The sequence below is a fragment of the Pseudomonas sp. SGAir0191 genome, assembly GCF_002812565.2.
Taxonomy (GTDB): domain Bacteria; phylum Pseudomonadota; class Gammaproteobacteria; order Pseudomonadales; family Pseudomonadaceae; genus Aquipseudomonas; species Aquipseudomonas parafulva_B.
Genome location: NZ_CP025035.2, coordinates 684,074 through 697,810, shown reverse-complemented (window position 1 = coordinate 697,810; position 13,737 = coordinate 684,074). Strand labels below are relative to the sequence as shown.

The 13,737-nt window shown below is 62.8% G+C and carries 11 protein-coding genes; 2 read left to right on the top strand and 9 right to left on the bottom strand.

The window, feature by feature from the left end; genetic code table 11:
* The first annotated feature begins 106 nt into the window (after window positions 1-106).
* Entirely contained in the window at window positions 107-1,960 is a 1,854-nt protein-coding gene (locus CWR53_RS03010) for an NERD domain-containing protein/DEAD/DEAH box helicase (protein WP_100850768.1), read from the top strand.
* A 348-nt stretch (window positions 1,961-2,308) separates the two neighbouring features.
* Here the strand turns inward: CWR53_RS03010 and CWR53_RS03005 are convergent, their stop codons facing one another.
* The 7 genes from CWR53_RS03005 to CWR53_RS02975 form a co-directional block, all read right to left on the bottom strand.
* The gene (locus tag CWR53_RS03005; RefSeq protein WP_058603630.1) at window positions 2,309-4,702 is read right to left on the bottom strand and encodes a TonB-dependent siderophore receptor; all 2,394 of its coding nucleotides are present in this window, start codon (window positions 4,700-4,702) and stop codon (window positions 2,309-2,311) included.
* A 121-nt stretch (window positions 4,703-4,823) separates the two neighbouring features.
* Entirely contained in the window at window positions 4,824-6,767 is a 1,944-nt protein-coding gene (locus CWR53_RS03000; protein WP_100850767.1) for a response regulator, read from the bottom strand.
* Complete coding sequence (locus CWR53_RS02995; protein WP_058603628.1) at window positions 6,764-7,606, bottom strand: sensor histidine kinase KdpD; 843 nt, start codon at window positions 7,604-7,606, stop codon at window positions 6,764-6,766. The genes CWR53_RS03000 and CWR53_RS02995 overlap by 4 nt, the downstream gene beginning before the upstream one ends.
* Entirely contained in the window at window positions 7,599-8,618 is a 1,020-nt protein-coding gene (locus CWR53_RS02990) for an ATP-binding protein (protein ID WP_375335473.1), read from the bottom strand. Before CWR53_RS02990 ends, CWR53_RS02995 begins: the two co-directional genes overlap by 8 nt.
* Window positions 8,609-9,013, bottom strand: a complete 405-nt coding sequence (locus tag CWR53_RS02985; RefSeq protein WP_023534560.1) for an anti-sigma regulatory factor — start codon at window positions 9,011-9,013, stop codon at window positions 8,609-8,611. The genes CWR53_RS02990 and CWR53_RS02985 overlap by 10 nt, the downstream gene beginning before the upstream one ends.
* On the bottom strand, window positions 9,010-9,372 hold the full coding sequence (locus CWR53_RS02980; RefSeq protein ID WP_058603626.1) for an STAS domain-containing protein: 363 nt from the start codon (window positions 9,370-9,372) through the stop codon (window positions 9,010-9,012). Before CWR53_RS02980 ends, CWR53_RS02985 begins: the two co-directional genes overlap by 4 nt.
* Window positions 9,373-9,375: 3 nt before the next feature.
* Window positions 9,376-10,227 (bottom strand): STAS domain-containing protein, encoded by an 852-nt coding sequence (locus CWR53_RS02975; RefSeq protein ID WP_100850766.1) that lies wholly within the window; start codon window positions 10,225-10,227, stop codon window positions 9,376-9,378.
* Between the two features lie 305 nt (window positions 10,228-10,532).
* Between CWR53_RS02975 and CWR53_RS02970 the strand changes: the two genes are divergently transcribed.
* On the top strand, window positions 10,533-11,012 hold the full coding sequence (locus CWR53_RS02970; protein WP_100850765.1) for a hypothetical protein: 480 nt from the start codon (window positions 10,533-10,535) through the stop codon (window positions 11,010-11,012).
* 67 nt (window positions 11,013-11,079) lie between these two features.
* Here the strand turns inward: CWR53_RS02970 and CWR53_RS02965 are convergent, their stop codons facing one another.
* The gene (locus CWR53_RS02965; RefSeq protein ID WP_100850764.1) at window positions 11,080-11,904 is read right to left on the bottom strand and encodes a hypothetical protein; all 825 of its coding nucleotides are present in this window, start codon (window positions 11,902-11,904) and stop codon (window positions 11,080-11,082) included.
* Between the two features lie 258 nt (window positions 11,905-12,162).
* The gene (gene gabP / locus CWR53_RS02960) at window positions 12,163-13,554 is read right to left on the bottom strand and encodes a GABA permease (protein WP_100850763.1); all 1,392 of its coding nucleotides are present in this window, start codon (window positions 13,552-13,554) and stop codon (window positions 12,163-12,165) included.
* Between the last annotated feature and the right edge of the window lie 183 nt (window positions 13,555-13,737).

Here is a 13,737-nt window from a genome sequence, read left to right as displayed (position 1 = left end):
CGGGTGACTTGGCCGTCAGATCGGGTGCAGGACAGTTCCTCGGATTTGCACTGCAGACGGATAAATCCTACTGTGGCGCGTCGTTTTGGATATGGACAATAAGGATATGGCCCAAATCATCCCAACGCTCGGCGCTTGCCGTTTCGACACGCCCGGGGAAAAACGCCTGGCTGAGCGGCTCGAAAAGAAACTCCCCGATGACTGGTTGTGCTGGTTCAACGTGCCGGTTGGCCCAAAGGGGCTACAGCCGGACTTCGTTCTTCTGCCCCCTGATGTGGGCTTGCTCATTCTCGAGGTCAAGGACTGGAGGCTGGGCTCGCTGAAGGCGGTGAAGGTCAACGAGGTCACCAAGCTCGAGGACGGCCGCGAAGTCACCGTTATCAACCCCATGGCACAGGCCCGCAAGTACGCTTTCGAAACCAAGAACGCGCTGGAAAAGGACCCGGCGCTGACCCAGAAACCAGGCTCTGTCCGAGCGGGCAACCTGTTGATGCCCTACACCTGGGGCATCGTGCTGCCCGAGATGACGCGTAAAGAATTCACCTCGCTGCAAGCCGGGTCGGCCTTGGAGAGCGTACGTGTCATCTGCAAGGACGAGATGTTCGAGACAGTGGATGCAAGCCTGTTCGAACAGCGCTTCAAGGCCATGTTCGTGCAGCACTTTCCAGTGGCGCTGTCAGACGAGCAACTTGACCGCGTGCGTTACCACCTGTTCCCGGAAATCCGCCTGAACCCGGCACGTGCCCAGTTCGGGCTGTTCGGTGAGCAGGAGGCACCCATGCCCAGCCTGATCAAGGTCATGGACCTTCAGCAGGAGCAACTGGCGCGTTCCATGGGCAGTGGGCACCGGGTGATTCACGGCGTGGCGGGCAGCGGCAAGACCATGGTCCTGGTGTACCGCAGCCTCTACCTGGCGCGCACCTCCAGCAAGCCAGTGCTGGTGTTGTGCTACAACAAAACCCTCGCAGCGCGCTTGAATCAGGTGCTCAAGGCGCACCAGCAAGACGTCCAGGTAGTAGCCATGAGCTTTCATGCCTGGTGTCACAAGCTGCTGACGGATGCGCAACTGCCCATCCCCCAACTCAAGGGGCAGAAGTTCTTTCAGGCGCTCGAAGACGACGTGCTCAAGCACATGGCTGACGGCAAGCTGGCCGCTGATCGTTATGCCGCGATCCTGATCGATGAGGGCCACGACTTCAAACCGGAGTGGTTCCGCCTTGTCGTTCACCAACTCGACCAGGATCAGGAAAACCTGCTGGTGCTCTACGACGATGCCCAGGCCATCTACCGCGGCAAGGCCACCCTTGCCTCGAAGATGACCTTCAGCTTCGCCAGTGTAGGGATCAAGGCGTCAGGCCGGACCACCATCTTGCGCGTCAACTACCGCAATACGCTGGAAGTGTTGTCGGTCGCGCATGCGTTTTCCAAGGACTTGCTCAGCGCACGCGATGCCGAGGACGACCACATCCCTGTACTGGCCCCGCAAAGCGCAGGCCGCCGTGGCGACTTGCCGCAACTGCTCAGCCACCCCGGGCTTGCGCAGGAAGCCCAATGCCTTGTCGCCCGGCTTGAGCATGAGCAGGCAAACGGCCGGGCCTGGCAAGACATGGCCGTGATCTACCGAGAAGGTTCCCAGGCCACCTGGATCGAGGACACACTCAAGGCCGCGGACATTCCGTACACCAGCGCCAAGACCGTTTCCAAACGCAGCGCGCTGTATGGCGAGAACACGGTGAAGATCGTGAGCATGCATTCGAGCAAGGGGCTGGAATTCGGCTTCGTGGTGATTCCGCGCTTGCACGAGATGCCGGTGCAAGGCGAGGACGAGGCCGATGAGATGCGCTTGCTGTATGTAGCCATGACCCGCGCCGTGGACAGGCTGGTGATGACCCATCAGACCCACTCCGGGTTCACCGAACGCTTGCAGGAAGCAGTGGCTCAGGTTCAAGCGAGCCTTTAAGGGGAGCGGCCTTGCCGGGGCGCCGGACCGGACGCGATGGGCAACAAAATAGGCTCGCCCATTTGCAATCATGGGGCCGCTGCGCGGCCCATCGCGGCACAAGGCCGCTCCCACAGGGGATTGAGGCAAGCCCCCAGAGCCAGCACAAGCTGGTTGCTCTGCAGGTTCGGCGCGCAGCTAAAAATAGCGCAGTGTGGGAGCGGCCTCGTGCCGCGATGGGCCGCGCAGCGGCCCCATGATTGCAGCCCAGTATCAGATCCCAAGGCCTACCGCGCTGCCCATAACGGCTAACGCGCACAGGCTATCCATTGCAGCCCCCAAAGCCACCGCAATTCCCCCAATAATCGCTTACCAGCTATAACTCACCCGCGCCGTCACCTCACGCCCAGGGTTGTAATAATCGGCCGTCCCCGAGCCCACCACGTGCTGTTCATCGAACAGGTTGCTCACGTTCACCGCAAGGTCAGTGCCCTTGGCGATCTGGTACTTGAAGGCCGCGTCGAACAACGTGGTGCCATCGGTCTTCTTGGTGTTGGCCGCATCCATGTAGTAAGCCCCCACGTACCGGGCACCCAGCCCGACACTCACGTCGGTCGCCGGAATATCGTAGTACGTCCACAGCGAAGCCGAATGCCTGGGCGCGGTGGCGAAGGCGTTGCCCTTGAGCGAAGAGCCGTCATACAGCGACCCGCGCTTCACGTCGGTGTCCATGTACGAATACGCGCCAATCACGCTGATATCAGCCGTCACCTGGGCTTTGGCTTCCAGGTCCAGGCCGCGTGCGTGAGACTCACCGACGGTTTGCTGTTCGATGATCCCGCTGGGCAGCACCACAGCAATGGTGACGTTTTCCTGGGTCAGGTCATACACCGCAGCGGAGAACATCGCGTCCATGCCGATGGGCGAGTACTTCACCCCCACTTCGTACTGCTTGCCGGTTTGCGGGGTCACGCCCACCTGGGGTGGGGACACCGACTCCACCATGCTCACGTACGTCGACACTTCGTCATTGACGATGTAGGTGAGCGCAGCGCGATATGAAGTCTCCGACAAGTCGTCGCTCTGCTTGGCCGCCCCGCCCACGTACTCGGTGCTGGACAAGTCCATGGAGTCATTGCGCACGCCAGCGGTGGCGATGACGCGGTCGTAGAACGACAGGTTCTGCTGCATGAACACGGCCTTGGTGGTCACGTCCTGCTTCTTGCGGCTGTAGGGCTCGATGCCACGCGGCACGCCGGTGAACACCGGGTTGGCGATGTCGATCGGGGTGGCCAGGCTGTAGACCGAGCGCTGCTTGGTCGAGGAGTCGAGGTACTCCACCCCCACCAGGGTGCTGCTGTCGATGTGCTCGAACTGCGCATCGTATTGCAGCATCAGGTTGCCGTTGAGCTGGTCGGCGTCGCTGTCGGTGCCGAACACATAGCGCGGGATGGTCGTGCCAACGCGCGAAGGGCTGTCGCTCAAGTAGGCGTAGCCGAAATCGTCGGTCAGTTCGCTGTAGCGCAGGTTGCCGCGCAATACGAAGCCGTTGTCGAAGTCGTGGGTGATGTTGCCGGACAAGCTGGTGCGCTCCACATCGTGGAAGTTGTAGCCAGGCTCGCCGAAGAACTTGCTGCGGTCGTACTCCTTGTCCAGCGGGTAGCCACCACTGTTGGGCGAGCTGTTGGTCTTCAGGTAGTCCAGCACCACGGTGGCCGAGGTGAAGTCGCTTGGTGCCCAGGTCAGCCCGCCCATCACCAGGCGGCTGTCGTCGCGGGAGTGGTCGTACTCACGGTCGCTGTCCTGCAGCTTGGCCGTGAAGCGCCCTGCCACTGTACCGCCTTCGTTGAGCACATCGCCCACGTCAATGCCGGTCTCGGCATGGTCGTACGAACCGTAGGTCACATAGCCCTGGCCGAAGCGTTCGAACCGCGGCTGCTTGGTCACGAAGTTGACCGAGCCGCCCGGGTCGGCAGGGCCGAACAGGGTGGAGTTGGCGCCGCGAATGATCTCGATACGCTCGTAGGCGTAAGGGTCTTCGCGCACGCCACGCATGGAGCTGAGCGTCAGGCCGTCGCGGTAGGTGGTGGCCTGGAAGCCGCGGATCTGGAAGTAGTCGTTACGGTCGTCCGACCCATAGAAGTCGCTGATCACCCCAGGGGTGTACTGCAGCGCCTCTTCGGTGGTGCTGACGCTGCGCTGTTCCATCTCCTTGCGGGTCACCACCGACACCGAAGCTGGGGTATTGAGGATGCTGGTGGCGACCTTGCCCCCTACCCACAGCTCCTTGGCCACGACCGAGTTGATGTCGTCGTCGGCGCTGGCCTTGACCTTGGCATTGACGATCACCGGGGCCAGGCGATAGTCCTCGGTGGCACCCAGCTCCAGGGGGCCGGTGGGCTTGGGCTGGGGCAGCAGCAGGTAGGCGTTGGGGCCTTGCTGTTCCGATTGCAGGTCACTGCCCTGCAACAGCGAAGACAAGGCCGCCGCGGTACCCAGCGAGCCCTGCACGCCCGGCGTCGTCTGGTTGGCCACGCTTTGCGCGTCGTACGACAGGCTGATGCCGGCTTCCCGGGCAAAACGATCGAGCGCTGGCGCCAGCGGGCCTGCCGGAATGTTCCACTGCTTGAGCGGGCTGCTGCTGTCAGTGGCCGCAGGCTGGGCCAGGGCTGGCAGAACATGACTGCCTACCACCAGCCCGAGCAGGGCGCCACGCAGGGCTCGGTTCAGGGGGTGGCGCGGTGAAACCGGGGTAGAACTCATTCTCTCGCTCCGTAGCGTGTCGGCGGGCGGCCTGTATTCCGGCCTTCCCTACCTGCCGAACGAGAATGAGAAAACACCTCATTTATTTTCAGATTAATTAACTTCGATTGTAGGTTGCTTCCTACGCCTTACGGATAGCCTGCTTCACTTTGCGCAGCAGCTCACCCATGCGGAAGGGCTTGATCAGCATGTCCATGCCATCGCCGAGAAACGCCTGCCGGTCCAGCGCGGCATCGGCATACCCGGTCATGAACAGCACGGGCAGGTCGGGCCTGTAACCACGGGCAAGGTCAGCCAGCTCCCGGCCGCTGAGCGTGGGTAGGCCAACGTCGGTCAGCATCAGGTCCAGGCTCGGGTCGTCGCGCAGGTATTCCAGCGCCTGGTCGGTGGTCGAGGCCAGTGTGCAGTGGTAGCCGGCATCGGCCAGCGCTTCGGCCACCGACAGCCGCACCGACGCCATGTCCTCGACGATCAGCACATGCTCGCCGTTTCCTTGCAGGTCGAGCCCACGCTCGCGCACCACGGGCACGGCTGCCTGTGCGCTGGCCGGCAGCATCAGCGCCACTTCAGTGCCCTGCCCCATTACGCTGCTGAGCATCACGTGGCCGCTGGACTGGCGGGCGAAGCCGTAGATGGTCGACAGCCCAAGGCCGGTGCCCTGGCCGACGGGTTTGGTGGTGAAGAACGGGTCGAACACCTTGTCCAGCAACTCAGGTTCGATGCCGGTGCCGTTGTCGCGCACGCTGACCATCACATAGGGGCCGTCGGCCAGGTTGGGGTTTTCCTGGGACCAGATGGCGGCCGTGTCCAGCCAGATCCGCCCGCCCTTGGGCAGTGCGTCGCGGGCGTTGATCACCAGGTTGAGCACCGCGCTTTCCAGTTGCACCGGGTCGACCAGGGCAATGACCGGTTGCGTGGAGAGGTTCAGGGTCAGCGTGATGCGCTCGCCAATGGTGCGGGTCAGCAGTTCTTCGAGCGAGCGCACGTGGCGGTTGACATCCACCGGCCGGGTATCCAGGGGTTGCTGGCGAGCGAAGGCCAGCAACCGATGGGTCAGCGATGCCGCGCTATTGGCCGAGCTGAGCGCAGCTTCGGCATAGCGCGGCACTTTGTCGATGCGGTGCTCGGCCACCCGTTTGCAGATCAGTTCGAGGCTGGTGATGATGCCAGTCAGCAGGTTGTTGAAGTCGTGGGCGATGCCGCCGGTCAAGCTGCCCAGTGCCTCCATTTTTTGCAGTTGCACCAGCTGCGCCTCGGTGCGTTCGCGCACAGCCACTTCGTGGGCCAGCTGGCTGGTGGCGTCGTCCAGCCGGGCTAGGTGCGAGCGTTCGCGGTGACGGTGCTCGGTGATGTCCTCGACGAACACCAGGCACAAACCCGGCGCCTGATACGGCGAAAGCTGCCAGTCGGTCTCGCGTACATGGCCATGCACCTGCATGCTCAAGGTGCCCTGCCAGCGCTCCCCGGCCATCAGGTGCTCGCGCAGGCTGGCCAGCGCCGCTTCCTGCCCGTCGGCAAAGCATTCGTGCAGCTGCTCAGGGTGGCGGTTGTCCTGAATCAGATAGCTGAAGGCCTGGTTGCATTCATGCACCTTCAGCTGGGCGTCCATCACGGCAATCGGCGCCGACACGCTGGTGAAGATTTCGCGAAAGCGCGCCTCGCTCTGGCGCAATGCGCGCTCGGTGTCGCGCACGCGCAGCAAGGTGCGCAGGGTAGCCAGCAGCACGTCCGGGTCGACGGGGTGAATCAGGTAGGCGTCGGCACCGGCGTTCAGCCCGGTGATGATGTCGCCACTCTGGATCGACGCGGCCGACACATGAATCACCGGCAGCAGGGCCGTGCGTGGGTCCTGACGCAGCAGCCGGACAATGTCGAAGCCGCTCATGTCCGGCAGGTTCACGTCCAGGATCAAGGCGTCGATCTGGTTGTCGCGGATCAGCGCCAGGCCCTCGCCGCCCGTGCCGGCCTCCAGTACCTGGTACCCGTGCACCGCCAACCGCCTGCGCATGGCATAGCGGGTGGCAACGTTGTCATCGACGATCAGCAAGCGCACATCGGCATTCATTCAGCGCTCTCCGGAGCGAGGGCAAGCGGGATCACCACGAAGAAGCAGGAGCCGACGCCCGGTTCGCTCTCAACGCCCACATGACCACCCAGCAGCTCGGCAAAGCGTTTGCACAGCGACAGGCCCAGGCCCGTACCGCGCAGGCGCTTTTGCAGCGGCGAGTCCACCTGGGCAAAGTCTTCGAACAGGGTGCCAAGCAGCTCCGGTGCGATGCCGATACCCGTATCGCTCACGGCAAAACGGATACTGTCATCGCCTTCCAGGCAGGCGGAAATACGCACTTCGCCCTGGGAGGTGAACTTCAGGGCATTGGAAATGAAGTTGCGCAGGATCTGCGCCAGCTTCTTGTCATCGGTGTACAGCCGCGGCAGGTTCGCATGCTCTTCGAAGATGAGGTCCACGGCCGAGGCATCGACGATGGGCCTGAACATGCCCCGCAGGGCGGCGAACAGGTCGAACATGTCGAACCAGGCCGGCGAAATGGTGATGCGGCCGGCTTCGATCTTGGCAAGGTCCAGCAGGTCGTCGACCATGTCGGACAGCTCGCGGGTAGCGGTGCTGATGAACGTGACCTGACGGTGCTGTTCGGCCGACAACGGCCCGTCGAGCTCGTCGGTCAGCAGGCCGGTGATGCTCAAGATCGAGCCCAGCGGCGTGCGAAATTCATGGCTCATGTACGACAGGAAGCGGCTCTTGAGGTCCGAGGCCTGGCGCAGGTGTTCGGCCTGGGTATCGAGCTCGGCATACAGCGCCAGCACGCCCTGGTTGGTTTCATCCAGCTCGGCGCGCAAGGCGTCGTTCTCGGCTTGCAGACGGGCAATCATGGCGGCATCAGACATTGGGCAGCTCCAGGTCGATGACAAGTACGGTGACATCGTCCCGGCCTCGGCAAAAGTCGCGATGCAGCACGGCAGCGATCACGGCCGGATGGCGGTGCACCAGGCCAGGGTAATCCTTGAGGTTCCACCGGGACTGCAGGCCATCGCTGTACATGATCAACACATTTCCGTTCAGATCAGCGTAGTCGAACACTTGGGTTTTTCTGAATTGCCCGCCGACGATGCCGGGCATCGACGCCAGGCCTCGCGATTGGCTGCCATTGACCAGGCTCGCGCCGATGTTGCCAATGCCGGTGAAGCTCAGCCGTGCATTGCAGCCATCGTAGTGCGCCAGGGCCACCGCGCCACCGCGCGTACCCGTCATCGCCTGGTGCATGGCCAAAAGTTGCTGCTGCGCCTTGGCGAACGGTGCCTGTGCAAACACGGCCGCACCCGCCTGGGCTGCCGCTTCGGCTTCGCTGCCATGCCCCAGCCCGTCGATCACCAGGGCGCTCACGTGCTGCCCATCGAAGGCCAGGTGCCAGGTATCGCCGCAGGCCGGGTCGCCATTGAGGGCATGCTGGCTGACGCCGAAGCGCAGGTCAGTGCCTGGGTCACCCTGGGCATACAACCGCGCCAGTACCACGGCACCTCGGGTATCGGCATAAACGTCGAAGACTTGAGCCTGGCGGGCGACGGCGCCCATGCCGATGCCTTGGGTGCCCGCCGACGAATAGCCGTCGGCCAGGCAGGCTTGGGCATCGAACCCTTGGGCGCGATCGAGGGTGAGCACCTCGATGCCAAACCTGCCGTCACCGCGCGGCAGCGCGCGCAGATTAAGCTCGCCGTGCCCGGCATGCTTGAGCACGTTGGTGCACAGTTCGGTCACCACCAGCGCGACACGTCCGGCGTCCGTCTCGTCATGCCCGTGGGCCTGTGCAAGTTTTTGCGCGACCCGTCGGGCGTGGCCAACATCACTGGCATCAGCCAATGGTACGACGCAGGTCTGGCTCGCCGCGATGCTCAAGCCCATCGTGTAATCGTCACTCGAGTACCTTCGCCAGGCGCGGTATCCAACTCGAACTCATCCACCAGCCGCCGCGCGCCGGTCAGGCCCAGGCCCATGCCACCGCCCGAGGTCCAGCCGTCGGTCAGTGCCAGGCCGATGTCGGGAATGCCAGGGCCTTCGTCACGAAAATGCAGGCGCAGGCCCACGCGACCGAAGTCCTCCAGCACCTGCCAGTCCATATCGCCGCCACGGCCATAGACCACGGTGTTGCGGGCCAGCTCGCTGACGGCGGTGACCAGCTTGGTCAGGTCGACCAGGCGCATACCGCATTCGCCCGCCAGCTTGCGGGCCAGTTGGCGGGCAAGCACCACATCCTGCTCGATGCGCACCGGCAGGCTACCGCTGTCGCGCACGTTCATTTGCGGGCCACACGCTGACGCAGCACGTGCATACCGCGCTCCACATTCAAGGCCGTACTCACGCCAGGCAACGTCAGGCCCAGCTCCACCAGGGTGATGGCCACGGCCGGCTGCATGCCGACCACCATGGTCTCGGCGTCCATGATGCGCGACAGGCCCGAGATGCTGGCGATCATGCGTCCGATGAACGAGTCGACCATGTCCAGCGCCGAGATGTCGATGAGTACGCCACGGGCGCAGGTGCTACTGATGCGGTCGGTCAGGTCTTCCTGCAGGGTGAGGGCCAGTTGGTCATGCATGTCCACCTGGATGGTCACCAGCAGAAATTCCCCCATCTGCAGGATCGGGATACGCTCCATGGCTCAGGCTCGCTGGCCGAGGTCGCTGCCCACGCGGGTCAGGGCCAGCTTCAGGGCGTCGGCCAGGTTGGCCTTGGTGGTCAGGGTGCCAAGGTCCAGGCCCAGGTGCACGATGGTCTGGGCGATCTGCGGACGAATGCCGCTGATGATGCAATCGGCGCCCATCAGGCGAATGGCCGTCACGGTCTTGAGCAGGTGCTGCGCCACCAGGGTGTCCACGGTGGGCACGCCCGTGATGTCGATGATGGCGATTTCCGAACCGGTGTCGACGATGCGCTGCAGCAGCGACTCCATGACGGTCTGGCTGCGCTGGGAATCTAGAGTGCCGATCAGTGGCAATGCCAGCACACCTTCCCACAGCTTGACCACGGGCGTGGACAGCTCCAGCAGTTCTTCCTGCTGGCGGCGGATGACGTTTTCACGGCTCGCCTGGTACGTGCGCATGGTGTGCATGCCCATGCTGTCGAGCAGCTCGGACACACGCCAGAGTTCCTCGGCAAGCGTGGTCGGGTCGTCGCCGTAGTGCGATTGCAGCAAGGCGAACAGCGGGCGCTTGAGGGCGTAGATGAAGTACACGGTCTGGTGGGAGTCATGGCCCATCTGCGCGCGCGATGACGACAGCTTTTCGAGGAACCGGCGCACGGCCTCCCAATCGGCAGCTGCCAGGTTGGCGCCACCTTGGCCCTTGAAGCCTTGGACCAGCAGTTGCAGAAACTCGCGGGTTTCCTGGGCCAGCACCTGCTCCTTGACATTGCGCGTGGCACCGTTGGCTTCCAGGCCTGCCAACCATTGGGTCAGCAATTGGTCCTGGTTGTTTTCTACCGCGTCCAACGTACTGCTTTGCAGTGCTGCCATGTATCTGAGCTCCTGTGGTGAAAGCGGGCACCTTCACACTATGACCGGGGGTTTTGTGAGTGACAGTTACTGGCCGGAATAGTTGTCCGGGCGGCGCATTTAATTGCATTAGGCCATCGGATGGTAGCCCATTGCTCAAAGAAATTTGGCAGGTTGGATCAAGGGCAGGTGGGCACGCCGTGAGCACCTGCCCAAGGGTGGGTGGCCCCCGTCCCATTACGGGATCTCCAATAGCGTCCATGGGCCTTGAAACCATTGCTGACGGCGGCACTCAATAGGGGCTATCCACCAGAAGGAACTGATGCATGAACACGACTCGCCTGATCCTGCCCCTGCTTGCCAGCCTTGCTGGCGAGGCCACCGCTCACGCTGAAAACCTCGATCAAACCGAGGCCCGCACGCGTATCGGTCAAGTTCTGACGTGCAAGCGCACGGTCTCACCCGAGCAGTTCGATGCACTGGTCAAGGCGGCCAAGGGCCAGGCCACCGTCCAGGCGTCGGAGCTGTCGGACGCTGAGTATTCGCTGCCTCAGCCAGTGGACGTCTATGGCAAACCGATCACGCAGCTGACGGCACATGCTGCCAGTGACGGCGAAGGGGACTTCAACGAGTTTTCGGGGGTATTCAAGGGCCAGCGCGTCGAGGACATCGCAAGGCTGAGCGGCATCGGCAAGGATGACCTGGGGCATTACACCCAGGCAGTTGGCAACCACGATTTGTCGTTACGGGACGAGTCGGGCAGTACCTACATTGCCTGCACGCAAGACAAGCGCTCGGCGCAGTAGGCTGAGCGCCTCGCCACTCAGCGCATGGCGAGGTGCCAGCCAACAAAGGCTGGCATTCCCGCCTGCCCTAGTACAGAGGTGTGCAGCCCATGGACGTTATCTTCATTGGCACCACGTAACGCGCAAAGTCACTGGTGTTGACCGAAGGCGGCTTGCGCCCCAGGTCGACGGCACCTTGCGGCTCCAGCAACGCTTCACACTTGATGGATTCACCAAGGTCAGTCTGCCGTCTGACGGCGGTGGCTCGCATCTGGGCGCCATAGGCCGGGTCTCTGAACACCACCGGTGCCGGCGCTGGCGTTGTCCTGAGGGCGTAGTCCTCACTTTTACCCTGTCCCAAAAACCCAAGGGTGACAAACGGCGTGCCTGCCTTGTCATAGCGCGGGATGACGCCCACCCGCGTTTTGAACTGCTTCTGCGCGGCCAATTGGCCAGTGACCCGGCGGGTGAGTGAATCCCAATAGGGGTGGTGGGAGCCCTCCAGTTCGCCGACAGGGGCTGCGCGGTCGTAGGGTTTTCCAATCGCCTTGAGGTCCTGCTGCCTGGCCAGGTAGCGAATCCTGCAACTGTCGTCGATCTTGGTTGCGAGCGGTTTGCCAGACTTGGCGCTGTAGAACAAGGCAGCGGTGCATTCGGCATCGAACCTGCCGCCCAGGTAGAGGAACTCGCCACTGCTCGAGGACAGGGTGGCAATCAAGTCCAGCCCACCCTCACTGCCAGCTCCGCCGGCGATTCCGGTGGCCATGGCTGCAGGCATCATCGATGTCAGTGAGCTGACCGTGTCGTCGGAAAAACGAATTTTGGTGCGACCGTCGGGCATCTGCTCGGTCGTGACGCAGCCGGCCAGGGCCATGGTGGTCAGCATGGGCAGGAGGAATCTACACAGGGGCATGGGGGACGTATCCTTACTCTGGAAAATCGAAGCAGGCGCAGTGAGAAAAGCGCCTCACATCCGTGTCGTTGACCGCGACGCCCAGGCGGGCGAGGCGCGATTTTCCATCATTCGATAGGGGGATGCCAGTATGTATGCTCGGTCGATTTGGCCGGGCCATTGGATGCGTGGGCGCGCGGTACGGCCCCAGCACCATGAGCCGCGAAGCTGAAAACCCTGAAGCCGCATCGCGGCTTCAAGGCTCCAGCAAAGCCCGCCTCAACCCAACGACCGCGCCCCCACCGGCTGCGCATGACCGCGTGTCGTCACGATGCCCAGGAAGGAAATCATGATCGCAAGCCCCAGCGTGGCGCTCACCTCCGCCCGGTGCTCGGGCGTGTACATCATCACCGCCAAGGCCAGGGCAATGAAGATGATCACCGCCCAGGTCAACCAGGGGAACAGCCACATGCGGAACTTGAGCTCGGTATTCTCCCGCTCAAGACGGCGGCGCATGCGCAGCTGGGAGATGGCGATGACCATGTACACCAACAGCGCGATGGCACCTGAGCTTGCCAGCAGGAACTCGAACACGCCCTTGGGTGCGAAGTAGTTGAGCACGGCGATGGACGCACCGATCAGGGTGCTGCCGAACACCGCAGCGCGTGGTACGCCGACCTTGGACGTGTGCTTGAGCATTGCCGGCGCATCGCCGCGCTTGGCCAGCGAGTACATCATGCGCGAGGCGATGTAGATCGAGGAGTTCATGCAGCTGGTGACCGCCACCAGCACCACCAGGTCGACCAGCAAGGCCGCGTTGGGGATGTTCATGATTTCCAGTGCACGCTGGTACGAGCCCACCACAGCCAGTTGCGGATCGTTCCACGGCACCACGGAAATGATCACGAAGATGGAGAGGATATAGAAGGTGCTGATGCGCCAGATCACCGAGCGGGTGGCCTTGGCGATGTTGCGCGACGGGTCGCTGGACTCGGACGCTGCGATGGTCACCGCCTCAGTACCGATGAAGCTGAACATCACAGTGATGAACGCCCCCACCACCGCGGCCCAGCCCTTGGGCGCGAAACCACCGTGATCGGCCATCAACCCACTCAGGCCGCTGACTTCGCGGTTGGGCAGCCAGCCCATCAGCGCCGCGAACCCGAGGCTGATGAAGGCAAGGATCGCGGTCACCTTGAGAATGGCGAACCAGAACTCGAACTCACCGTACTTGGCCACGCTGAACAGGTTGGTACCTGCCAGCAGCAACACCGACGCCAGGGCGAATATCCAGCTGTCTATCTGCGGGAACCAGGCATTGAGCACATGCCCTGCCGCGAGGGCTTCGATGGGGATGACCAGCACCCAGAACCACCAGTACAACCAGCCGATGGTGTAGCCGGCCCAGCGGCCGATGGCTTGGTCGGCGTAGGTGGAGAAGGAACCGGTATCGGGGTGCGCGACGGCCATTTCGCCGAGCATGCGCATGACCAGGACGACCAAGGTCCCGGCCACGAAATAGGAGATTATGGTAGCCGGGCCGGCTGCCGCAATGGCGTGGCCCGAGCCGACGAAAAGTCCGGCGCCGATGATGCCGGCGATGGACAGCATCGTTACATGACGTGGCTTGAAACCTTGTGCAAGGTTGCCATCAGATCCCACGGTGTTCATTGATGTTGTTCTCTTTTTGCTGACACAAGGATGGACGGGCAGGCGTAGGCGAAAATAGCTCCTTGAAGGGTTCAGGTCGACAGGTTGCTTGCGCTCTGTTGTTGATCTTTGCAGCGCATCACAAGGCAACGTGCCGGTGGGGGTCGGGCTTCATTTAAGCCCCGCAGGGAGGAGGGAAATTAC

What these genes read in the sequence shown, in the direction of transcription:
- CWR53_RS03010 (WP_100850768.1), top strand. Translation starts at nt 107, where the DNA reads ATGGCCCAAATCATCCCAACGCTCGGCGCTTGCCGTTTCGACACGCCC.
- CWR53_RS03005 (WP_058603630.1), bottom strand. Translation starts at nt 4,702, where the DNA reads ATGAGTTCTACCCCGGTTTCACCGCGCCACCCCCTGAACCGAGCCCTG.
- CWR53_RS03000 (WP_100850767.1), bottom strand. Translation starts at nt 6,767, where the DNA reads ATGAATGCCGATGTGCGCTTGCTGATCGTCGATGACAACGTTGCCACC.
- CWR53_RS02995 (WP_058603628.1), bottom strand. Translation starts at nt 7,606, where the DNA reads ATGTCTGATGCCGCCATGATTGCCCGTCTGCAAGCCGAGAACGACGCC.
- CWR53_RS02990 (WP_375335473.1), bottom strand. Translation starts at nt 8,618, where the DNA reads ATGGGCTTGAGCATCGCGGCGAGCCAGACCTGCGTCGTACCATTGGCT.
- CWR53_RS02985 (WP_023534560.1), bottom strand. Translation starts at nt 9,013, where the DNA reads ATGAACGTGCGCGACAGCGGTAGCCTGCCGGTGCGCATCGAGCAGGAT.
- CWR53_RS02980 (WP_058603626.1), bottom strand. Translation starts at nt 9,372, where the DNA reads ATGGAGCGTATCCCGATCCTGCAGATGGGGGAATTTCTGCTGGTGACC.
- CWR53_RS02975 (WP_100850766.1), bottom strand. Translation starts at nt 10,227, where the DNA reads ATGGCAGCACTGCAAAGCAGTACGTTGGACGCGGTAGAAAACAACCAG.
- CWR53_RS02970 (WP_100850765.1), top strand. Translation starts at nt 10,533, where the DNA reads ATGAACACGACTCGCCTGATCCTGCCCCTGCTTGCCAGCCTTGCTGGC.
- CWR53_RS02965 (WP_100850764.1), bottom strand. Translation starts at nt 11,904, where the DNA reads ATGCCCCTGTGTAGATTCCTCCTGCCCATGCTGACCACCATGGCCCTG.
- gabP (WP_100850763.1), bottom strand. Translation starts at nt 13,554, where the DNA reads ATGAACACCGTGGGATCTGATGGCAACCTTGCACAAGGTTTCAAGCCA.